Source organism: Limnohabitans sp. JirII-29 (genome assembly GCF_003063395.1).
Lineage (GTDB): Bacteria > Pseudomonadota > Gammaproteobacteria > Burkholderiales > Burkholderiaceae_C > Limnohabitans.
Genome location: NZ_NESB01000004.1, coordinates 310,969 through 331,093 on the forward strand (window position 1 = coordinate 310,969; position 20,125 = coordinate 331,093).

At 59.6% G+C, this 20,125-nt stretch carries 20 protein-coding genes; 6 read left to right on the top strand and 14 right to left on the bottom strand.

Features of this window, described 5'->3' with window-relative positions; translation table 11 throughout:
• The first annotated feature begins 77 nt into the window (after positions 1-77).
• Positions 78-1,232 carry a glycolate oxidase subunit GlcE gene (gene glcE, locus B9Z39_RS08910; protein WP_108301504.1) on the top strand — a complete coding sequence of 385 codons (1,155 nt, stop codon included), beginning with the start codon at positions 78-80 and terminating at the stop codon, positions 1,230-1,232.
• Positions 1,233-1,248: 16 nt separating this feature from the next.
• A complete protein-coding gene (gene glcF, locus B9Z39_RS08915) occupies positions 1,249-2,481 on the top strand; it encodes a glycolate oxidase subunit GlcF (protein WP_108301431.1) in 1,233 nt (410 codons plus the stop codon).
• Positions 2,482-2,494: 13 nt separating this feature from the next.
• On the opposite strand, the gene B9Z39_RS08920 is transcribed toward glcF, so the two are convergent.
• The 5 genes from B9Z39_RS08920 to lplT form a co-directional block, all read right to left on the bottom strand.
• On the bottom strand, positions 2,495-4,261 hold the full coding sequence (locus B9Z39_RS08920) for an ATP-binding protein (RefSeq protein WP_108301432.1): 1,767 nt from the start codon (positions 4,259-4,261) through the stop codon (positions 2,495-2,497).
• Positions 4,251-5,996: a hybrid sensor histidine kinase/response regulator gene (locus B9Z39_RS08925; RefSeq protein WP_108301433.1), complete on the bottom strand. Its 1,746-nt coding sequence runs from the start codon at positions 5,994-5,996 to the stop codon at positions 4,251-4,253. Before B9Z39_RS08925 ends, B9Z39_RS08920 begins: the two co-directional genes overlap by 11 nt.
• 81 nt (positions 5,997-6,077) lie before the next feature.
• Complete coding sequence (locus tag B9Z39_RS08930; protein WP_100146617.1) at positions 6,078-6,566, bottom strand: glutathione peroxidase; 489 nt, start codon at positions 6,564-6,566, stop codon at positions 6,078-6,080.
• The gene (locus B9Z39_RS08935; protein ID WP_233248964.1) at positions 6,563-7,459 is read right to left on the bottom strand and encodes a DMT family transporter; all 897 of its coding nucleotides are present in this window, start codon (positions 7,457-7,459) and stop codon (positions 6,563-6,565) included. The genes B9Z39_RS08930 and B9Z39_RS08935 overlap by 4 nt, the downstream gene beginning before the upstream one ends.
• Before the next feature lies 1 nt (position 7,460).
• Positions 7,461-8,768, bottom strand: coding sequence for a lysophospholipid transporter LplT (lplT, locus tag B9Z39_RS08940; protein ID WP_108301434.1), 1,308 nt, complete (start codon positions 8,766-8,768; stop codon positions 7,461-7,463).
• A gap of 101 nt (positions 8,769-8,869) precedes the next feature.
• Between lplT and alr the strand changes: the two genes are divergently transcribed.
• Both alr and B9Z39_RS08950 read left to right on the top strand, forming a co-directional pair.
• Positions 8,870-9,964 carry an alanine racemase gene (gene alr, locus B9Z39_RS08945; RefSeq protein ID WP_108301435.1) on the top strand — a complete coding sequence of 365 codons (1,095 nt, stop codon included), beginning with the start codon at positions 8,870-8,872 and terminating at the stop codon, positions 9,962-9,964.
• A gap of 9 nt (positions 9,965-9,973) precedes the next feature.
• The gene (locus tag B9Z39_RS08950; RefSeq protein WP_199221190.1) at positions 9,974-10,849 is read left to right on the top strand and encodes an EamA family transporter; all 876 of its coding nucleotides are present in this window, start codon (positions 9,974-9,976) and stop codon (positions 10,847-10,849) included.
• Here B9Z39_RS08950 and B9Z39_RS08955 read toward each other — a convergent pair.
• Genes B9Z39_RS08955 through hpaR form a run of 9 tightly spaced genes read right to left on the bottom strand, consistent with a single transcriptional unit; the run spans position 10,837 to position 18,276 of the window.
• The gene (locus B9Z39_RS08955) at positions 10,837-11,829 is read right to left on the bottom strand and encodes a 2-dehydropantoate 2-reductase (RefSeq protein WP_108301436.1); all 993 of its coding nucleotides are present in this window, start codon (positions 11,827-11,829) and stop codon (positions 10,837-10,839) included. The two genes, B9Z39_RS08950 and B9Z39_RS08955, sit on opposite strands and share 13 nt — an antisense overlap.
• Complete coding sequence (locus B9Z39_RS08960; protein ID WP_108301437.1) at positions 11,826-12,584, bottom strand: class II aldolase/adducin family protein; 759 nt, start codon at positions 12,582-12,584, stop codon at positions 11,826-11,828. Before B9Z39_RS08960 ends, B9Z39_RS08955 begins: the two co-directional genes overlap by 4 nt.
• A gap of 10 nt (positions 12,585-12,594) precedes the next feature.
• Complete coding sequence (locus B9Z39_RS08965; RefSeq protein ID WP_108301438.1) at positions 12,595-13,416, bottom strand: aldolase/citrate lyase family protein; 822 nt, start codon at positions 13,414-13,416, stop codon at positions 12,595-12,597.
• A gap of 52 nt (positions 13,417-13,468) precedes the next feature.
• Positions 13,469-13,876, bottom strand: coding sequence for a 5-carboxymethyl-2-hydroxymuconate Delta-isomerase (locus B9Z39_RS08970; protein ID WP_108301439.1), 408 nt, complete (start codon positions 13,874-13,876; stop codon positions 13,469-13,471).
• Between the two features lie 26 nt (positions 13,877-13,902).
• Positions 13,903-14,826 carry a 3,4-dihydroxyphenylacetate 2,3-dioxygenase gene (gene hpaD / locus B9Z39_RS08975; protein WP_108301440.1) on the bottom strand — a complete coding sequence of 308 codons (924 nt, stop codon included), beginning with the start codon at positions 14,824-14,826 and terminating at the stop codon, positions 13,903-13,905.
• Positions 14,826-16,298, bottom strand: coding sequence for a 5-carboxymethyl-2-hydroxymuconate semialdehyde dehydrogenase (gene hpaE / locus B9Z39_RS08980; RefSeq protein WP_108301441.1), 1,473 nt, complete (start codon positions 16,296-16,298; stop codon positions 14,826-14,828). Before hpaE ends, hpaD begins: the two co-directional genes overlap by 1 nt.
• Positions 16,299-16,320: 22 nt before the next feature.
• On the bottom strand, positions 16,321-17,100 hold the full coding sequence (locus B9Z39_RS08985; RefSeq protein ID WP_108301442.1) for a fumarylacetoacetate hydrolase family protein: 780 nt from the start codon (positions 17,098-17,100) through the stop codon (positions 16,321-16,323).
• Positions 17,097-17,786 carry a fumarylacetoacetate hydrolase family protein gene (locus tag B9Z39_RS08990; protein WP_108301443.1) on the bottom strand — a complete coding sequence of 230 codons (690 nt, stop codon included), beginning with the start codon at positions 17,784-17,786 and terminating at the stop codon, positions 17,097-17,099. The genes B9Z39_RS08985 and B9Z39_RS08990 overlap by 4 nt, the downstream gene beginning before the upstream one ends.
• Positions 17,787-17,820: 34 nt before the next feature.
• Complete coding sequence (gene hpaR / locus B9Z39_RS08995) at positions 17,821-18,276, bottom strand: homoprotocatechuate degradation operon regulator HpaR (protein WP_100146628.1); 456 nt, start codon at positions 18,274-18,276, stop codon at positions 17,821-17,823.
• A gap of 515 nt (positions 18,277-18,791) precedes the next feature.
• Here hpaR and B9Z39_RS09000 point away from each other — a divergent pair.
• Together B9Z39_RS09000 and B9Z39_RS09005 are read left to right on the top strand one after the other, a co-directional pair.
• A complete protein-coding gene (locus B9Z39_RS09000; protein WP_108301444.1) occupies positions 18,792-19,382 on the top strand; it encodes a helix-turn-helix domain-containing protein in 591 nt (196 codons plus the stop codon).
• The gene (locus B9Z39_RS09005) at positions 19,375-20,064 is read left to right on the top strand and encodes a hypothetical protein (RefSeq protein ID WP_108301445.1); all 690 of its coding nucleotides are present in this window, start codon (positions 19,375-19,377) and stop codon (positions 20,062-20,064) included. Before B9Z39_RS09000 ends, B9Z39_RS09005 begins: the two co-directional genes overlap by 8 nt.
• Positions 20,065-20,125 lie beyond the last annotated feature (61 nt).

A 20,125-nucleotide genomic window follows, 5' to 3' on the forward strand; every position in this document is an offset into this window, starting at 1 on the left:
GACCTTGGGCTGATTTTTGATGAAGTTGTGTAAAAAATTCAAACCCTGCATTCCAGCCTGCCGCTAACATGCCTGCCATGCAAGCGACCCTGCACTATTTCTCCGAGCGCTTACGCGCCGCATCCAGCAACGCCACACCTCTGCGTTTTCGTGGTGGCGGCAGCAAAGACTTCTATGGTCAAACACTGCAAGGCGAAGTCTTAGACACCCGTGCGTACCGCGGCATCTTGAGCTACGAGCCCAGCGAGTTGGTCATCACCGTGCGTGCGGGTACCCCCATGGCCGAAGTGCAAGCTGCCTTGGCCGAACAAGGCCAGTGCTTGCCGTTTGAGCCGCCGCTGTTTGGCGCGGCCACGGTGGGCGGCATGGTGGCTTCGGGGTTGGCGGGCCCTGCCCGCGCCAGTGTCGGCACGGTGCGTGACTTTGTGTTGGGCGCGCGCATGCTCAATGGCCAAGGACAAGACTTGACGTTTGGTGGCCAAGTGATGAAGAACGTGGCCGGCTATGACGTGTCGCGTTTGATGGCGGGTAGCTTGGGGCAGTTGGGGTTGATCACCGAGGTGTCTTTGAAAGTCCTGCCCGTGGCGCCTGCCGAAGCCACCTTGATGTGCGCGGGCGTGGGGCAGTTTCAGGCCCTGAGTTTGCTCAACCAGTGGGGCGGGCAGCCGCTACCGCTCAATGCCAGTGCTTGGGTGCACGACGACACCTTGCCCGTTGCACAAGACTGTTTGTTTGTGCGTTTGCGCGGTGCGGTGGCGGCGGTGGAAGCGGCGGTGCAGAAGATGGGCGCGCAAGTGCAGGCCCTTGGCGCAGCCGTAACGCGCATGGACAACGCCCAGGCCATGCCTGATTGGCAGGCCAGTGGCGAGCAGACCTTGCCTTTCTTTACCCAAGCGCCAACGCCGGATGCGTGTTTGTGGCGCTTGTCGGTGCCGCAAACAGCGCCTGCGCTCAACGTGCAGGCCTTGTTGGGCTTGCCGGACCGTCAATACGTGGAGTGGCATGGCGCACAGCGCTGGGTCTGGGCCGCCGCGTCGCAGGCGGGCGCATTGCGTGCGTTGGCACACAGCGCGGGTGGTCATGCCGTGTTGTTCAGAACCAGCACGTTGCACGGTGACGCAGACAAGGCGGTGGGTGTGTTTTCGCCGCTCGATGCGGTGCAGCAGCGCATCCAAGACCAACTGAAAAAACAATTCGATCCAGCGGGTATCTTGAACCCAGGGCGCATTTGAAAGCAGCACATCCATCATGCAAACCCACCTCGCCCCCGAATACCAAGACACGCCGCAAGGTCGTGAGGCCGAAGCGATTTTGCGCAAATGCGTGCATTGCGGTTTTTGTACCGCCACCTGTCCGACGTACCAATTGCTGGGTGATGAGTTGGATGGGCCGCGTGGTCGCATCTACCTGATGAAGCAGGTGTTGGAGGGTGCACAGCCCACGCGCAAAACCCAGTTGCACCTGGACCGCTGCCTGACCTGTCGCAACTGCGAGAGCACCTGTCCGAGTGGGGTGCAATACGGCCATTTGGTGGACATTGGCCGCCAATTGGTGGATGCCAAAGTGCCTCGCCCCTTGGGTGAACGGGTGGTGCGTTGGGCGCTCAAAGAAGGCTTGCCATCGCCCTTGTTTGCCCCGGCGATGAAGCTGGGCCAAGCCGTGCGTGATGTGCTGCCTGCCTCCTTGCGCGCCAAAGTGCCGGCGCCTCAAACGGCAGGGGTATGGCCCACCCAAAGCCATACCCGGCAAGTGCTCATGCTGGCTGGGTGCGTGCAACCGGCCATGTTGCCCAACATCAACAGTGCCACAGCCCGCGTGTTGGATGCTGCGGGCATTCAAACTTTGGTCGTGCCTAAAGCGGGTTGCTGTGGGGCCGTGAAGTTTCACCTCAATGACCACGAGGGTGGCAAGGACCACATGCGCGCCAACATCGATGCCTGGTGGCCGTTTGTGCAGCAAGGGGTCGAAGCGATTGTGATGAACGCATCGGGCTGTGGTGTGATGGTCAAGGACTATGGCCACGTGCTGCGCGATGATCCCGTCTATGCCGAGAAAGCACAACGCATCAGCGCGCTCACGCGCGACCTGAGTGAGCTGTTACCTGCATTGGTGCCCGTGCTCAAACCCAAACTCAAGGCCGCAACCTTGGCGCAAGCAGGCCTGCAAGCCTTCCATCCGCCTTGCACTTTGCAGCATGGTCAACAGCTCAAAGGTGGGGTGGAAAAACATCTGGCTGATTTGGGTTTTGCGGTGCAAGTGGCTGAGGTGGAGTCCCATTTGTGCTGTGGCTCGGCGGGCACCTACTCTGTCTTGAACCCGGACATTGCGTACACCTTGCGCGACCGCAAGCTGGGTCACTTAGACGCCTTGCAACCGCAAGCGATTTTGAGTGCCAATGTGGGCTGCATCACGCACTTGCAAAGTGGCACCGCCTTGCCAGTGAAGCACTGGATAGAGGTGGTGGACGCGGCGTTGGCCTGAGGGCCGCGTGGCGTCACTGTGCGGGCGATGTGGCAACGGCTTGCAGTGGTGACAGGCCGTGTGAGGTCCAAAAATGTGGCGAATCAAGCAGCAGCGCCTCGATCTGCGCGCACAGTTGTTTGCGGTCAAAGGGTTTGAGCACAAGGCCGTTCATGCCCGCTTGCATGCAACGTGCGTGGTCGTCGGTGTTGACGTTAGCGGTCAAGCCCAACACCGGGACATGGCATTGAGGTTCGGGGAGTTCGGTTCGTAGCGCGGCCGTGGCAGCGATGCCATCCATCACGGGCATGACCATGTCCATCAACACCAAATCAAACGCATGACCGCGCAAGGCGTTCATGGCTTCTACCCCGTTGGTGGCTTGCTCCAGATCGGCTTTGGGCCAACGTGATTGAACGACTTGGCAAGCCAGCAAGCGGTTGACGGGGTTGTCGTCCACCACCAGTACGCGCAAGGGCAGGTCTTGCCAGGTTATTTCCAAAGAAGAGGGTGTGTTGGTTTCACGAAGCGCCGATGCGGCGATCAGCGGCAAGCGAAACCAAAACCGTGAGCCCACGCCAAGCGCGCTCTCAACACCCATCGTGCCACCCATCAGCGTCACCAAATGGTGACCAATCGAAAGACCCAAACCATTGCCACCATACAGGCTGGCCGTTTGTGGTGTGGCTTGCTCGAACCGGTCGAAGATTTTGTCCAATCGGTGTGGGGCAATGCCGATGCCGGTGTCTTTGACCACAAACAGCAAGTCATTGCCCGCGCGGCTGACGTGCAGCGTGACCGAGCCACGATGCGTGAACTTGAGCGCATTGCCTAGCAAATTCACCAGAACTTGTACCAGTCGATGGCGGTCACCCATCACGATGGCAGGCAGGTCATCTTGAATGTCCAAGGTGTATTCAATTTTCATGCTTGCGACGCGTTGTTGGAACAACGCGAATGCGCTGCGTGCTGTTTTGATCAGATCGAATGGCTCATGCTGCACAGAGATCTTCCCGGTCTGCATCTGCGAGTAATCCAGGATGTCGTTGATGACCGTGAGCAGGTGGTCTGCCGATTGGTTGACCAGGCTCACCACTTCGGATGCGCGCGGGTTGTGCGCTAGCTGTTGTTGCAGCAAATCGTTGAAACCCAAAATGGCGTTCATGGGTGTGCGCATTTCATGGCTCAGCGCCGCGATGAAAGAATTCTTTTGGGTTTGTGCCCTCAGCAGCTCTGCGCGTTTGCTCAACAACTCGGCTTGACGTTGCTGGTTGCGTTGCAGACTTTTTCTGAATAGGTGTTCATAAAACAAAGGCAATATGAGCACACTCAGCGCAATGGCGATGTGGTTGCTCAGAGACCACCAGCCAAGCCGCATATCGGTGGTGTGGTCTGCCGGAATGTAGCCAAACCAAGCCAAGACAGCCAAAGTGGTCATGCACAGCAGGCTGATGAGCATCCATGCCAGTCCGTGTCGAATACCCAGGACAAACAATGGTGACAAGGGCAACAGCACCAACCATCCGGTGGTGGCTGCAAATATGCCACCCGTCAACATGGAGACATAGGCCACGCGAGCCACGGCATACAGCGTGCCAAGCGTGAGCCCTATGACGGGTGGCAAGCCTTTGATATGGGCGTAAGTGAGCAATAAAAACACCAAACCGATGTCGATGCTGGTGGTGCCTGCGGGCATGAAGTCAAAGTAATGAAAGAGCGTGGCGATCAGGACCAAGAACAACGTAAAAAACAAATAAAACGAGCCCTGGATTTTTTTGTGTGCCGAGGTGTCATGCGTCATCAAGCACTCCCTCTGCGCTCAGCAACGCGTGTACGCGGTCGAACAATTGCAGTTTGTCAATGGGCTTGTGCAGCACGGCGTTCATCCCCGCCATCAAGCATGTGGCACGGTCGCTCGGATGGGTGCTGGCGGTCAAGCCCACGATGGGGATGCGACATATGGGTTCGGGCAACTGGGTGCGTATTTCGCGTGTGGCTTGCGCGCCATCCATGTCGGGCATGATCATGTCCATCAAGATGATGTCGACAGGCGATGTCATCACTTGCTCCAGGCAACTTTTTGCACTGTGTGCCGTCATCACACTCGCTTGTGGCCATAAGGTTCGACAGAAGTGCACGGCCACTTGCAAATTCACGGCGTTGTCGTCGACCACCAGAATGCAAAATTTGGCGTCTGCTTGGCTTGGCAGGTTTGCTCTGGGTGGACTGGGTGCATCACAAGGTTGGCACGGAATACAAAACCAAAAATGTGAGCCCTGACCAGGTTGGCTTCGCACCCCGATCTCACCTCCGAACAACTGCACCAGGCGCTCGCAAATCGACAAGCCCAGGCCTGCGCCACCAAACTGCCGACGCGTTTCTGCGTCTGCATGTTCAAAGCGGTTAAAGATGATGCGTTGAAGCTCCAAAGGGATGCCCACGCCCGAATCGATGACATCAAAGCGCAGCGCATCCCCTTGCCGACGCAGACCCAGACACACTTCGCCTTGTGCGGTGAACTTGAACGCGTTTTCAAGCAAGTGGCACAGGATTTCTTTGACGCGCAAGGGGTCGGTCATCACCCAGGCGGGCAATCCGTCTTCGATCTGGGTGACAAACCGCACCGGGCTGTCGGGTTGCTGTGCAAACGACCCAACGCACACGTGCAAGGCTTCGTACAAATGCACAGGGACTTGTTGCAGTTGCAGCCGACCGGCTTGCAGCTGTGAAAAATCCAAGATGTGGTTGGTCAATTTCAGCAGGCGTTCGGTGGAGTCCCGAATCAAATCGACCGTCGCTTCAGCTTTAGGGTCGCCTTTGACTTCGCCCCGCAACACATCGTTGAAGCCCAAAATGGCGTTCATCGGCGTGCGTAACTCATGGCCGACACCCGCCACAAATGCGTCTTTGTAGGACTCGGCCTGAATCAGCTCTTCGCGCATCTTCTCCAGTTCTTGGTTGCGTGTTTTGACCGATGCCATTTGGCGGCTGTGCAACACGTGGTACATCATGGGAATCATGAACACAGCCAACATGACCGTCACTTTGGCGAGCAAGGCCCAGCCGACGTACTGCGGCGCAAGGTAGAAGTGCTCTTGCAAAACCCCAAGATAGGTTGCAACTGCCAGCATCACCATGGTCAGCACCACCACCCCTGCCCACACCAAGGCCGCGGTTTGGCCGATGAAAAACACGGCGGGAATGGGCAACAACGCCATGCAAATGAGCTTGGGCGAATTGATGCCACCGGTTTGTTGCGTCACCGTCAGTATCAAGGCCAGGCCAATCAGCAGCATGGCATGCACAACGGCACGCATGCTCCAGCCAGCCCACAGATAACCCACCAACAAAATCAGCAAGCCAGCAGAAGTGGCCAGTTGAACCCAACGGTGCTCAGGCGGGAGGGGTGAGTTGATGAAGTAAAAAGCCAAGCAATCGAGCACCATGGTGCTCAAAAAGATCACCAACATCACATGTTTTTGACGGGGCAAATCCTGAGGAAATGCATTGAGCCAAGTTTTGTAGAGAGGCTTCATGCATCGATAGTACCCATAAATCCGTAAAAAGTAACAAAAATAAAACTAAATAGTAATATTTGTTACTTTAAAAATCTATTTTTACCTATCGTTGAGCGCGGCTTCAATGGCCGGTGCCAGTTTGGCGGGGGTGTCTTGCGGTGCGTAGCGCTTGATCACGTGCCCATCCTTACCCGCCAAGAACTTGGTGAAATTCCATTTGATTGCTTCGCTGCCCAGCAAGCCTGGGGCTTCGGCCTTGAGCCATTGATACAAAGGGTGGGCTGCGTTGCCGTTGACATCGATCTTGGCCATCATCTCAAAGCTCACGCCGTAATTTTTTTGGCAAAAAGCGCCAATCTCGGCGTTGCTGCCCGGGTCTTGTGCGCCAAATTGGTTGCAAGGAAACCCCAGCACCGTCAACCCTTGGTGTTGATAGCGTTGGTGCAAGTCCTCCAATCCAGCGAATTGCGGTGTAAACCCACATGCGCTCGCGGTGTTGACGATCAGCACCACCCGATCTTTCAGGGCGGACAAGGGCATGACACTGCCATCCAACCGGATCGCTTCAAAGTCATAGAGGGTGCTCATCGTGTGTCTTTCGTAAGGGGTGTACGTTGAGATTGTGAGGCCAACAATGCGGCCAGAACGATCAAGCCACCACCCAGCGCAATGCGCCAAGTCAGCACCGATGCGCCCAGACTGACCGAAGAAACGCTGGCAAACACCACCTCAGACAGCATCACCATCGATGTGGTGTGAGCACTCAGGCGTGCTGCACCATATTGCAGTGCTAAGTTGCCCACCAGAAAAGCCAAGGTCAGCACCAACGCCCAGGGCCACCAAGCGGCCACATCCCAGGTCAACCCAGGTAGCAAGCCCGAGGCTTGCGCCAACACCGCACACAACAAAGCCATGAGTGCACCGCCGCCAAACATGGCCACCATGCGCGAAGGCTCCGGGGTGTGCTGCAAGCGCAACAGCAACACATTGGTGAGGGCAAAACTCAGCCCCCCCATCAAAGCCAGCAGGTCAGGCAAGCTTTGCGGCACAGGCCATGGCGTATCGGGCGTTTTGAGCACCAGCACCACGCCGAGCAAGGCCAAGCCCATGCGTGCAAGCGCTGGGGTGTTGGGGCGCTCGCCCAACAACCACCAGGCCAACAGCAACGACCACGTGGGCATCAAATAAAACAGCAACACCACCCGCACTACATCGCCTGTGGTCACGGCCCAGTTAAAGCCGACATTGGTCAGCCCTGAGGCCACCAACAGCCACCACAGTTCGGGGTGTTGTTTCAGGCCACGCCACGCCGAAGGGCGCCACAACGTGATGCAGATCCAGGCGGTAGTGAACACGCAGGCCGTGGTCCATAAAGGGTGCAAGCCATCGGCATGCAATTGACGCAAAGGCCACCAAGAAAGGCCCCACACCAAGGCATTCAAGCCCAGGGCCAAGACGGGCAGCAGGCGCGGTGTGTTCACCTCAGCCGTGCAAGTCGTCGTTGCGTGCGATGTGCATCAAGCGCGCCAACTCTTCGCGGTGGTGGATGTGGTTCGACTCGTGCCAGAGTTTGATCAGCCACATCACATAGGCGACCAACACGCCAAACGCGGTGATGGCACCAAAGGCACTCAAGCCCATGCTGGTGAACAACGTGTACAAACCCCCCAGGCCCAAGATGCACAGTTGTTCATTCAGGTTTTGTACGGCGATGGAGCGACCCGCCCCCATCAGGTTGTGACCACGGTGCTGGAGCAAGGCGTTCATGGGCACCACCAAAAAGCCGCCCAAGCCACCCAGCACAATCAAGAACGGCACGGCGATCCACAGGTTGTCGATGAAGTTCATGGCCACCACGCACACGCCCATCAAGATGCCCAAAGGCATCAGGCGTGTGGCGTGGTCGAGGCGCATCTTCATGGACGCTGCGACCGCACCCACCGCTGTGCCAATGGCCACCACGCCCACTAGGCTGGACGCCTGCGTGGTGGTGTAGCCCAAAGCTGCCGCACTCCAGGCCAACACGATGTAGCGCAGGTTGCCACTCACACCCCAAAACAAGGTGGTGGTGGCGAGAGAAATTTGTCCCAGCTTGTCGTGCCATAAGCGCTGGGTGCAGTGCCAAAAGTCTGGAATCAGCGCCCACAGATTGCGCGCCATGCTTTTTTCAGGATCCAAACGCATGGGGATCAGTGCTGCGCCGGTATAGGGAATGCGGGTGTTGAACCAAGCCGCCAGCGCGTAGATCAGCACTAGCAAACAAATCGCAGCCTCGGTGGGGGTATCGATGCCCGTGGTCACAAAGGGCACATCCAAAGACAACAAAGCACTCGAGAGTGCATGCCCGACCAACTGGCCGCCCAACAACACACCCAAGATGATGGAGGCAATCGTCAGTCCTTCAATCCAGCCATTGGCCTTGACCAACTGGGAGGAGGGCAACAGCTCCGTCAAGATGCCGTATTTGGCGGGTGAATAAGCTGCCGCACCCAAACCCACCACGGCATAAGCGGCCAGAGGGTGCACGCCAAACAGCATCATCAAGCAGCCAATCACTTTGATGCTGTTGCTCATCAGCATCACCTGGCCTTTGGGTTGCGAGTCGGCAAATGCGCCCACGAAGGGTGCCAGCACCACATAAAACAGCGCAAACATGGGCACCAAGGCCGCGCGTTGCCATTCCGCAGCGCCATCTGCTTTGAGGAGTTCAACCGCGGTGACAAACAACGCGTTGTCGGCCAACGAACTGAAAAACTGGGCCGACATGATGGTGTAAAAACCGCGCTTCATGAAACATGGGCATGCCGTCGCCAACGACGTGACATGCAAACTCCTCTTTCTTATGGATCGCAACGCTTTGGTTATATCACGCGGGTGCCACAATATTGACCATGCCCCGCCCGATACAAGCCATCGTTCACACCCAAGCCCTTCGTCACAACTTGCAGCAAGTCCGTACGGCAGCACCCGATGCACGGGTTTGGGCGGTGGTCAAAGCCAATGCGTATGGCCACGGCATTGAGCATGCTTTTGAGGGGCTGCGAGGCGCGGATGGCTTTGCACTGCTGGACTTGGACGAGGCCCAACGCGTGCGTGCTTTGGGCTGGCGTGGTCCGGTGTTGCTGCTGGAAGGCGTCTTTGAAGCCCGCGATTTAGAACTTTGTTCGCGTTTGGACCTGTGGCACACGGTGCATTGCGACGAACAAATCGACATGCTCAGCCGTCATAAAACGCAGGTGCCACATCGGGTCTTTCTCAAAATGAACAGTGGCATGAACCGCCTGGGCTTTAAGCCACAAAGTTTTCGCTCGGCTTGGAGTCGCCTCAACCAATTGCCGCAAGTAGATGAAATTTCTCTCGTCACCCACTTCAGCGATGCCGATGGCCCGCGAGGCGTGGCCGAACAAATGGCCGTGTTTGCCCGTACCACCCAAGACTTGCCGGGTGAGCGCAGCACCGCCAACAGCGCCGCGTCGCTGCGCCATGCACAAGCGCCTGAAGTGGCCGCCGATTGGGTGCGTCCTGGCATTGCGTTGTACGGCAGCGCCCCCGACTTTCCTGAGCATGACCTGGCGCATTGGCATCTACAGCCGACGCTGAGTTTGCGCAGCCAAATCATTGCGGTGCAAGAGCTGCAAGCGGGCGACAGCGTGGGCTATGGCTCGTTGTTTCGCGCCGAAGCGCCCTTGCGCATGGGGGTGGTGGCATGTGGCTATGCCGATGGATACCCGCGCCATTGCCTCACGGGCACACCGGTCTTGGTCCATGGGGTGCGCACCCGCACCTTGGGGCGCGTGAGCATGGACATGCTCGCGGTTGACCTCACGCCTTGTCCCCAGGCCGGTTATGGCAGCGAAGTCACCTTGTGGGGGCGTGCCTCCAATGGCGCCGTGCTGCCCATCGACGAGGTGGCCCATGCCGCAGGCACGGTGGGTTACGAGCTGATGTGCGCTGTCAGCGCGCGCGTTGGTTTTCAAGTCGACTGAGTCACGCACGTGCCGCTGCGTCACCTGCTGCTTGCCTTGCTGCTGATGGTGGTGTGGGGCAGCAACTTTGTGGTGATCAAAACCACGCTCCATCAACTGCCCCCTTTGCTCATGGCCGCCTTGCGCTTTGCGTTGGCGGCATTTCCGGCCTTGCTGTGGTTACCTCGACCTGCGGTGGATTGGCGCAATGTGGCGGCCTATGGCTTTTTGATTGGGGTGGTCCAGTTTTCTTGCCTCTACACCGCGATCCAAGGGCACATCACGCCGGGGCTGGCGTCTTTGGTGGTCCAGACCCAAGCGTTCTTCACCACCGGTTTAGCCATGTACTTTTTGCGTGAGCGCGTTCAAGCCTTCCAGTGGGGGGCCTTGTGCTTGGCCATGTGTGGTTTGGGGCTGATTGCTTGGCACACCGATGGCGACACGTCGCTGTTGGGCCTGGTGCTTGTGTTGACGGCGGCGCTGGGCTGGTCGTCGGGCACTCTGGTGTGCAAACAAGCCGGTGGTGTGAACCTGTTGAGCTATGTGGTGTGGTCCAGCGTGTGGGCCACGTTTCCTTTGCTCGGCTTGTCCTTGGTGTTTGAAGGCTGGCCTGTCATTCAAGAAGCACTGCAACAGGCGCACGCCCTCACCTGGGCGGGCGTGGCGTGGCAGGCCTGGGCCAATACCTTGTTTGGCTACGCCGTGTGGGGCTGGTTGATGGCCCGTCATCCGGCAGCCACCGTAGCGCCTTTGTCCTTGCTGGTGCCCGTGTTTGGCATGGCCTCTTCGGCGCTCTTATTGGGCGAGCCCTTACCGGGCTGGAAGCTGGGTGCCGCCGCCTTGGTGATGGCAGGCTTGGCGCTCAACGTGTTGTGGCCGCGCTGGCGCGCCCGTCACGCAGGGTAAAGCCCCAAGCCTTGCGCTTGCAAACGTGCCAAACCCATCAGGGCATCGGTGAAGGGTGTTGTCACGCCGGTGATCTGCCCCAGCTCGCGCACCGCACCCACCAGTGCATCCAGCTCCACCGCGCGGTGTGCTTGCACGTCTTGCAACATGGACGTTTTGAATGCACCGAGTTTGCGTGTCACCGCGTGCCGGTCTTCGGGCTCTTGTTCAATGGCCAAGCCGATGCGCGCGCCAATCTCTTTGGCTTCCAGCATCACGCTGGAAATAAAGCTGCGCACCAGCGGGTCGTCCATGATCTTGTCGGTCGTGGCACCGGTCAGCGCACTGATCGGGTTCACGCTCATATTGCCCCACAACTTGTACCAAACGTCTTTTTGAATCTGCGGCGACAGCGTGGCGTCAAACCCCGCTTGGGCCAGCAGCGCTTGCAAGGCCTGGCCTCGCTCGCTCAGCGCACCGCAGGGCTCGCCCACGATCAAGCCGTTGCCAAAGTGGTGAGCGATCTCGCCGGGAGAACGCAAAGAACAACTCGCGTGCACCACGCCCCCCAGCACGTGTTGGGCAGGAATGGCGCGTGCAATGCTGCCGTCGGCGTCAACACTCACCAAGGGCGTGTTGGCATAGTCGCCACCGAACTGTTGCAAGAACCACCAAGGCACGCCATTCATCGCCGTCAGCACCACCGTGTGCGGACCGATCAGCCGGGCGATGTGGCGCGCCACCTCGTGCAATGCGGGGGCCTTGACGGCGATCACCACCAGGTCTTGCACCCCCAGATCGGCCGGTTGCGCGCTGGCGCGCACAGGCACCGCATGGCTCACCCCGCCGCTGTGCAGACGCAGGCCATGCGCTTGCAAGGCGCTCAGCGTGTGACCGCGTGCCACCACCGACAGCTGCACGCCGGGCAGTTGCCCCACGCGCGCGCCAACCCAGCCGCCAATGGCACCTGCGCCGTAGATGCACACCTTGGAAAACATCATTGCCGGTACCCCATGTCGATGCGATCCACCTGACGCACCAGGGCCTCAAACACATCCACCCCTGCGCCCCCGTGCTGGTTGTCGAATTGCAGCGAGTCGCGTGTGCACCTGGCGGCAATGGCTTCGGGCACGGCAATGGGCGTGCCCATGCTCAGTGTGGCGAGTTGAATTTCGCAGGCGCGTTGCAGCGTCCACAAAATCGCAAAGGTTTCGGGCACCGTGCGCCCCCAAGCCAACAGGCCGTGGTTGCGCAAAATCACGGCTTTTTTGTGGCCAATGCTGTGCAGCACGCGTGGGCCTTCGTCGGCGTGGATGGTGATGCCTTCAAAGTCGTGGTACGCCACCATGTCGTGCAACTGCGCCGAATAAAAATTGCTTTGCGACAGCCCGCCTTGCAAGCTGGCCACAGCCACCCCGGCGGTGGTGTGGGTGTGCATCACGCAATGCGCGCCGTCTATGCCGCCATGCAAGGTGGCATGCACCACAAAGCCTGCGGGGTTGATGCGGTGCGTGGAACCGTCCAGCACCTCGCCTTGCAGGTTGATCTTCACCAAGTTGCTGGCCGTGACCTCGCTGTAGTGCAGGCCGAATGGGTTGATCAAAAACTGCTTGTCGTCACCGCTCACGCTGTGCGGCAGGCGCACCGTGAGGTGGTTGTAAATCATCTCGGTCCAGCCCAGCATGGCAAAGACGCGGTAGCAAGCTGCCAGCTGTACGCGGGCGGCCCATTCGTCGGGGTGAAAACGGTGGCTCATGGCGTCTGGCTCAGTACACCTGGCCTTTGGCGCTGGCAGGCGCCGCGCCGCCCAAGCCTTCTTTGTATTTGGCGGCCAAGGCTGAGGTTTGGCGCGACAAGATCATGCTGTCCACGCCCACCGCCACAAACAAGGCACCGAGGGCCAGATACTGGCGCGCCAGAGTTTCGTCCCCCATCAAGATGCCTGGCGCTTTGCCCGCTTTTCGAATGCGTGCCATCGCGTCCACGATGGCTGCTTGCACTTCGGGGTGGGTTTGGTTGCCGATGTGCCCCATCGAGGCCGACAAATCGGCAGGACCGATGAACACCCCATCCACGCCCGGCGTGGCTGCGATGGCGTCGAGGTTCTTGAGCGCTTCACGCGTTTCTGCCTGCACCAGCACGCACACTTGTGCATTGGCTTCTTTGCCGTAGTTGGGATAGCGCCCCCAGCGCGAGGCACGCGTGCCTGCCATGCCACGGATGCCACCTTGGCCATCGTCTTGCGGGTAGCGGCTGGCTTGCACAATCGCGGCCGCTTGTTCTGCGGTGTCCACCATCGGCACCAGCAAGGTGGTCGCGCCCAAGTCCAGCACTTGCTTGATCAGTGCGGGGTCGTGGTGCGGAATGCGCACCACTGGGTGCGAGTTGGGGTAAGCCGCCACGGTTTGCAACTGGGCCAAGAGGGTGGTCAAGTCGTTGGGGCCGTGCTCGCCGTCGATCACCAGCCAGTCAAAACCGGCCCCCGCACAGATGTCGGTGGTCACGGCATTGCCCAGGCCCATCCACAAACCAATTTGGGCTTGCTGTTGGTGGAGCGCTTGTTTGAAGAGGTTGACAGGTGTTTGCATGGCAGTGTGGTGGGTTGAAAAAAAAAGAAAGTGTGTGCGTCTTTGCGTCTACTCAAGTGGGCGCGGCAAACAGTGGGTGGAGGTTACCGAAACGCCCATCAAACACGGGCAGGCCCACGTCAATTTGCAAGGTGATGCCCACATGGCGGCGTGTCAGCAGGTCGGCCAAGTGGGCACGTGCGGTGGCCATCAAGCGTTGCCCCGCATCTTGTTGCGTGGCCTCGCTGCGGCCCTTGCCCATGCGCAAATTCAGATAGACAAAGCCGTGGTCGCCACTGCCGTCAGCCACGGCGTAATGCGTCGCTGGGTAGGCGAACACGCGCACGCCACCGGTGGGGAACACCTGTTCACCCGCTTCGTCACGCACCGTGAGCATGGTGTCGGCCAAGCGGCGGCACAACTGCGTCATGTCGGTGTCGTGGTCGAGTTGGCCGCTGTAGAGGATGACGAGGTGTGGCATGAGGGTGTCAACAAAGAGCTTGGATCTTACAAACGGCCAAACGCTTGGTAGGCAGTGGCCGCGCTGGCTTGTGCGGCAGGAATGTGTGAGCCGTCTTGGGGCGTGACCGGAAACACCGCATTGATCTGGCCTGTGCCTGAGGCACCAAAGTATGGCGTAATGATTTCGGCACTGCCGTCGTAGCCCGACCAACCCAAGGCACCCAACAGCATGGCGGTGTCGTGCATGAAACCTTCGCCATGGCCTTTGCTCGCGTACTCGGGCAGCATCTCGCAAAACGCCGCCCATTCGCCCATCTGCCACATGCGGATGACTTGCGCGTCGAGCTTTTCCAACAACGGACTCCAGACCTTGAAGGCAAATTCAGGCGCCAAGCCGTTTTGTGCAAAGCGGTGGCTCAGCGAGCCACTGGCCAAAAACGCCACCCGTCCGTCGTAGTGTTGTTCGATCGCTTGGCGCATGGCCCAGCCTAGGCGCGCGCTGTCATTCAGGTAATGCGCCATGCACAGGGCCGACACCGACACCACCTTGAAGTGCTGGTCGGCATTCATGTAGCGCAGCGGCACCAGCGTGCCGTACTCGGGCGACAAGGTGGTGGCGTCGTGCGCCAGCGTTTCCACGCCGTACTCGTTGCACACGCGTGCCAGCAGCTGCCCGAGTGCCGGATTGCCGGGCGACTCAAAATCCATGTTGCGGATGAAGTGCGGCAACTCGTTGCTGGTGTAGCTGCCTTTGAAATGCGCGGCACAGTTGATGTGGTAGTTCGCGTTAACCAGCCAGTGGGTGTCAAACACCACCAGCGTGTCCACCCCCAGGGCGCGACAACGGCGGCTGATGTCTTGGTGCCCCGCAATGGCGTCTTGGCGCGTGCCGTGGCGCGGGCCCGGCAACTCGCTCAGGTACATGCTGGGCACGTGGGTGATCTTGGCGGCGAGGGCGAGCTGTCCCATCACACGCCCCAATGTGGAATGTGGTGGCTGCCCATCGACACCGCCACGTTTTTGGGTTCGCAAAACACCTCGTAACTCCAGGTGCCGCCTTCGCGCCCGGTGCCACTGGCCTTGGTGCCACCAAAGGGCTGGCGCAAGTCGCGCACGTTTTGGCTGTTCACAAAGCACATGCCCGCTTCCACCGCAGCGGCCACGCGGTGGGCGCGGCCAATGTTCTCGGTCCACACATAGCTGCTCAAGCCGTAGGCGATGTCGTTGGCCAGGGCAATGGCATGCGCTTCGTCCTTGAACGGAATCAGGCAGGCCACGGGGCCAAAAATTTCGTCTTGCGCGATCTTCATGCGGTTGTCCACATCGGCAAACACCGTGGGCCACACATAGTTGCCGCGTGCCACGTGGGCAGGCAGTTCAGGCGCATACGAGGGCCGGTCGAGTCCGCCGCACAACAGCGTGGCACCTTCTTTGGGACCGAGGTCGATGTAGCTGCGCACCTTGGCCAAATGGGCCTGGCTGATCATCGGGCCCACCACGGTGGCTTCATCCAATGGGTCGCCCACGCAGATGCGCTTGGCGCGTTCGGTGAACTTGGCCACAAAGTCGGCGTAGATGCTTTGCTGCACCAGGATGCGGCTGCCCGCCGTGCAGCGCTCGCCGTTGTTCGAGAAAATCATGAACACGGCCGCGTCCATGGCGCGCTCCAAGTCGGCGTCTTCAAACACCACAAAGGGCGACTTGCCGCCCAGCTCCATGCTGAACTTTTTCAGGCCCGCGGTTTGCACAATGCGGTTGCCGGTGGCGGTCGATCCGGTGAACGAAATGGCGCGCACATCGGGGTGTGCCACCAGCGGTTCACCCGCGTCTTTGCCGTAGCCGTGGACCAAGTTCAGCACGCCCGGTGGCACACCGGCTTCCAGCGCCAACTCGCCCAAGCGCGCGGCGCTCATGGGCGAGAGCTCGCTCATCTTGAGCACCGCCGTGTTGCCAAACGCCAAACACGGTGCCACCTTCCAGGTGGCGGTCATGAAGGGCACGTTCCACGGGCTGATCAATGCGCACACGCCCACCGGGTGAAACAGCGTGTAGTTCAGGTGGGTGGGGGTGGGGTAGGTGTGGCCATCGACGCGCGTGCACATCTCGGCAAAGTACGAAAAGTTGTCGGCTGCACGCGGCACCAGTTGCTTGCCAGTTTGGGCAATCACTTGGCCGCAGTCTTGGGTTTCGGTGCGGGCAATCTCGGGCACGTGCTGGGTGATCAGCTCGCCCAAGCGACGCATCACCTTGGCGCGTTCGGGGGCGGGCGTGTTGGCCCATTTGGGAAACGCGGCTTTGGCGGCGGCCACCGCAGCGTTGACTTCGGCCTCGCCCCCGCTGGCCACTTCGGCCAACACCTCTTGGGTCGCGGGGTTGATGGTTTCAAAGCGCGGGCCGTGGCTCACCGATTGGCCGTTGATGAGGTGGTCGATGGTCTGCATCGTTGTCTCCAAAAGTGGGGTGTTACACGCGGGTCGGGGCCGCCGCGATGGTGTTGGTGAGCGAGCCCACGCCCTCGATCTCGGTCACGACCACATCGCCTGGCTGGCAGTCCACCACGCCGTCGGGCGTGCCGGTCAAGATCAGGTCGCCGGGGTAGAGCGTCATGAAGTCGCTGAGGTACTCGATCAAGGTGGGCACATCAAAAATCATGTCGCGGGTGTTGCCGCTTTGTGTGACCTGGCCATTCACTGTGGTTTGCAGCGCCAAATTCGACGGGTCGCCATAGGTTCGGTGCAGCGACGCCGCGTCTACCAACCAGGGGCCCAGGGGGGTGCAGGTGTCACGGTTTTTCACCCGCATGTTGGGGCGGTACCAGTTCTCTAAGTAGTCGCGGATGGCGTAGTCGTTGGCCACGCTGTAGCCACCCACAAAGTCGTAGGCATCGCTGCGGCGCACCCGCTTGGCGGTTTTGCCGATCACCACCGCCAATTCGCACTCGTAGTGCATGAACCTCACCTCGTTCGGGCGCAGCGTGTGTTCGTGGTGACCGATCAAGCCGCCTTCGCCTTTGACAAACACCAAGGGCTCTTTGGGCGGCTCTTTGAAGGCCAGCTCTTTGGCGTGGTCGGCATAGTTCAAGCCCAGTGCCAGCACCGTGCGCGGGCGCGCCACCGGGGCCAAGGGCGGCAGCCAGCGCACGGCGTCAAAGGCCACACACCGTCCATCGTCCAGCAGCAGTTGGCCGTCGCGCTCGGTCGCGTCGTGGGTCTGGTGTTGGTAGATCACGCGTGCGTGTTTCATGACACAGCTCCCATCAAATGGTTACGCAAGACGCCTAAGCCTGGCACGCCGGGTGCATGAATTTCCACCACGTCGCCCACCACGGCATGCGGGCGACGTCCAGCTTCAGGGCCATCGTGGCACACGTCCAAGCCCAGCATCAGCACATCGCCGGCTTGCAGCGTCATGAACTCGCCCACATCGGCCAAGAGCTGTGGCAGCAAGCGACGCATCTGGCCGAGCTGCACCGTTTGGCACAACGTGCCGTTGATGCGCACTTCCAGCGTGATGGCGTGGGGGTCTGGCAAGTCGGCGGCGGGCAGCAGCTGCGCGCCAATTCCCAAAAATCCATCGATGCATTTGTATTTCACGGGCGGGCGGTAAAAACCTTGCTCGGCCACGCTGTGCGGCACGGACAGGTCGTTGAGCAACACATAGCCGCGCAGCGCGCCTTCCTCGCTGAGCACCACGCCGAGCGTGGCGCCGATCTCCACCGCAGAAAGGTGCGAAGGCACCGCGATGGCATGTTCGCTCAAGGTCCAGGTGTTGGCCGTCTTGATGTAGAGCACCGGCGCTTTGGGCGGCGCTTGGTAGGGCGCGCTGCTCATCAGCGGCGCGGCCGCTTGCCATTCAGCCTGGCTGTTCAGCAAGACGCCGTAGACCGTGCCATGAATGGGCAGGTCGGGTGAGGGGATGTGGGCGGTCATAGGTTTGAGGTGTGAAGGGTTGGCGGCGTTGCGTTCAGTCGGTCGGCGGCAGGTCGAGCGCGATCACCTCGTCGAGCAAGGCATACAGCTGGGCCAATTTGGTTTTACCTAGGTGCTGCTCCATGGTTTGGTAGTGCGCTTCGATGGTGTGTGACAGGGTGTCCACGCGTTGCAGCCCCAAGGCGGTGGGTCTCACCACAGTGCGGCGTTGGTCGCTGGGGTCGCGTTGGCGTTGCACCAGGCCATCGCGCTCCATGCGCGTGAGCACGCCGCTAAGGCTGGGGCCGGTGATGAAGGCCTCACGCCCAATGCGTCCGGTTTCGACGCCTTGGCCTCCGTTGCCGTGGTCTTCGCCCAGCACCCGCAACACCCGCCATTGCTGGTCGCTCAGACCATGGCTGCGCAAGCCCGGTCGGGTGTGGGCCATCACCGATTCGCGTGCTTGCAGCAGCAAACGCGGCAGGTTGCGATGGACGAAGGGTTGGCGCATGGGAGCAACACGAGATGGAATTTATTTAACATGTTAAGTGAATGCTTTGCATGGACCAAGCTCTGAGAGGGCGTTGCCGCCTGGGATTTACCCTCGAAATTTTGAACTTCATTCGAAAGACGAGATATTTCACCGGTCACACAATGATTGGCCGTTAATGCGGCAGTTCCGACTTTCACCTTACAGATGCCGGCTGTAGGCTGGTCAGCGACGCACACCGTCGAACGACGAATGTCAGCGGACTCAGCAAGCGGGCCCCAAAGAAGACAGCCAGCGGACAGGAGAGCGGACTCTCAACGTTGAAGAAGCTCGCCGATAGGATGTCCGTGTCGATTGATGGGTTAGCCCTCATACGAAGTTACGCGGGGTCTTCAAGGCGAGTTAGCTCGCATAGGGCAAGGCCAAGACTCCTGGCCCTCTTTCATCTCCGTTCCCCATATTTCGGGCGAAACTGCCCTATGCGAATTTTTCGAATTTGATCCATAATCGAAACTAAATTCGAAACGGCGGCCACTATGCAACCATCCATCACTACTAACGGAATAATGAGCCAGAAAGCGCTGGCTGGTGATCCCCTAGGCGGGTTGGCTGACCTAGTGGCTCAACATGGTTCCCCGAGGATTGTGCAGGTTAAACAGATCAAGGGAGTCAAGCGAAATCAGATCGACTCGGGTGTTCTTCGGGTGGTTCTGCATGAGGTCCTCGAATCTCAGGACGAAGCCTCCCGTCAAATCAGAGGCGAGTTGCAGCTCTACCTCGCGCAGGTGATCCTTAGTAAGGACATGCGTGTGACGCAGGCGAGCAAGGACAGGATGCTTTCCACTGAGGAGGCCGCTCAAATCATGGGGCGCAGCCGTCCATACGTCGCAATGCTGATCGACTCCGGAAAACTACCTAGTGCGCAGACGACCGCCGGTGGGCATCGCCGTGTCCCTGAGTCATCGGTGAAGGCTTGGATGGCTCAAAATCCGCCGGATTCGGAGACAACAAAGAAAGCAGTCTACAGACAGGCCGGGGTCCAGACGGGCCTGTACAACATACCAGAAGCCGCTTTCGTAGCTAGGAAGGCATCTAAGCCCGCTAAGAAGGGCCCCAAGCGTGGCTAACCACCCGTTGTCTCCGAGCGGGCGCACCTACGCCGTCCTGGATGCCAACACGCTGCTGCCTCCACGACTGTCCGACGTCCTTTTCGATCTGCACCTAGGCGGGCTCTATGAGCCGCGCTGGACGCAGGACATCGAAGTCGAGTTCGTCCGTAATTGGGCCCAAGTAGTCACCGGCTTAAAAGGTCAGACCTTGGAGGCATACAAGGATAGTGACAAAGGGGCAGAGGACGCACAGCGAGCGGCCCTCCGGTTGGCTGCTTTTCGCAGTGCCACCGGCACTGAATGGGAAATCCTTGGTCACGACCACGAAAGCGTGACGACCCGAGTGCCCGCGAAGGTCAACAATGGCGACACGCATGTCGTGGCGGCCGCGGTCCGCTTGAAGGATGTCTTGGCCACCGAGGGCTCGCCGAGTGATATGGTTTTCGTCGTCTCTTCAAACCTGAAGCACTTGGCGGTGAAGGACACGGCAAAGCTCGGTATTCAGGTAGTCAAGCCTGGTGTCTTCGTTGATCTGATGTGCGTCGCGGATCCGGGCAGGGTTGAAGCTGCCTTGAAGAAGAGTGTGAAGGACCTGAGAAATCCGCCCTACACAAGGGCGGATTTGTTGGGTGCTTTGGAGCTGCACGGTGCCGCCGACACCGTGGCGCATTTCAGAAATCTCTGGAAGACCTGCAGCTAAGTTACTGTCATCCCTGTACGTCCGGTGCAGAACTCACTGAGACTCGACATTACCTTCGAAA

What these genes read in the sequence shown, in the direction of transcription:
- glcE (WP_108301504.1), top strand. Translation starts at nt 78, where the DNA reads ATGCAAGCGACCCTGCACTATTTCTCCGAGCGCTTACGCGCCGCATCC.
- glcF (WP_108301431.1), top strand. Translation starts at nt 1,249, where the DNA reads ATGCAAACCCACCTCGCCCCCGAATACCAAGACACGCCGCAAGGTCGT.
- B9Z39_RS08920 (WP_108301432.1), bottom strand. Translation starts at nt 4,261, where the DNA reads ATGACGCATGACACCTCGGCACACAAAAAAATCCAGGGCTCGTTTTAT.
- B9Z39_RS08925 (WP_108301433.1), bottom strand. Translation starts at nt 5,996, where the DNA reads ATGAAGCCTCTCTACAAAACTTGGCTCAATGCATTTCCTCAGGATTTG.
- B9Z39_RS08930 (WP_100146617.1), bottom strand. Translation starts at nt 6,566, where the DNA reads ATGAGCACCCTCTATGACTTTGAAGCGATCCGGTTGGATGGCAGTGTC.
- lplT (WP_108301434.1), bottom strand. Translation starts at nt 8,768, where the DNA reads ATGAAGCGCGGTTTTTACACCATCATGTCGGCCCAGTTTTTCAGTTCG.
- alr (WP_108301435.1), top strand. Translation starts at nt 8,870, where the DNA reads ATGCCCCGCCCGATACAAGCCATCGTTCACACCCAAGCCCTTCGTCAC.
- B9Z39_RS08955 (WP_108301436.1), bottom strand. Translation starts at nt 11,829, where the DNA reads ATGATGTTTTCCAAGGTGTGCATCTACGGCGCAGGTGCCATTGGCGGC.
- B9Z39_RS08960 (WP_108301437.1), bottom strand. Translation starts at nt 12,584, where the DNA reads ATGAGCCACCGTTTTCACCCCGACGAATGGGCCGCCCGCGTACAGCTG.
- B9Z39_RS08965 (WP_108301438.1), bottom strand. Translation starts at nt 13,416, where the DNA reads ATGCAAACACCTGTCAACCTCTTCAAACAAGCGCTCCACCAACAGCAA.
- B9Z39_RS08970 (WP_108301439.1), bottom strand. Translation starts at nt 13,876, where the DNA reads ATGCCACACCTCGTCATCCTCTACAGCGGCCAACTCGACCACGACACC.
- hpaD (WP_108301440.1), bottom strand. Translation starts at nt 14,826, where the DNA reads ATGGGACAGCTCGCCCTCGCCGCCAAGATCACCCACGTGCCCAGCATG.
- hpaE (WP_108301441.1), bottom strand. Translation starts at nt 16,298, where the DNA reads ATGCAGACCATCGACCACCTCATCAACGGCCAATCGGTGAGCCACGGC.
- B9Z39_RS08985 (WP_108301442.1), bottom strand. Translation starts at nt 17,100, where the DNA reads ATGAAACACGCACGCGTGATCTACCAACACCAGACCCACGACGCGACC.
- B9Z39_RS08990 (WP_108301443.1), bottom strand. Translation starts at nt 17,786, where the DNA reads ATGACCGCCCACATCCCCTCACCCGACCTGCCCATTCATGGCACGGTC.
- hpaR (WP_100146628.1), bottom strand. Translation starts at nt 18,276, where the DNA reads ATGCGCCAACCCTTCGTCCATCGCAACCTGCCGCGTTTGCTGCTGCAA.
- B9Z39_RS09000 (WP_108301444.1), top strand. Translation starts at nt 18,792, where the DNA reads ATGCAACCATCCATCACTACTAACGGAATAATGAGCCAGAAAGCGCTG.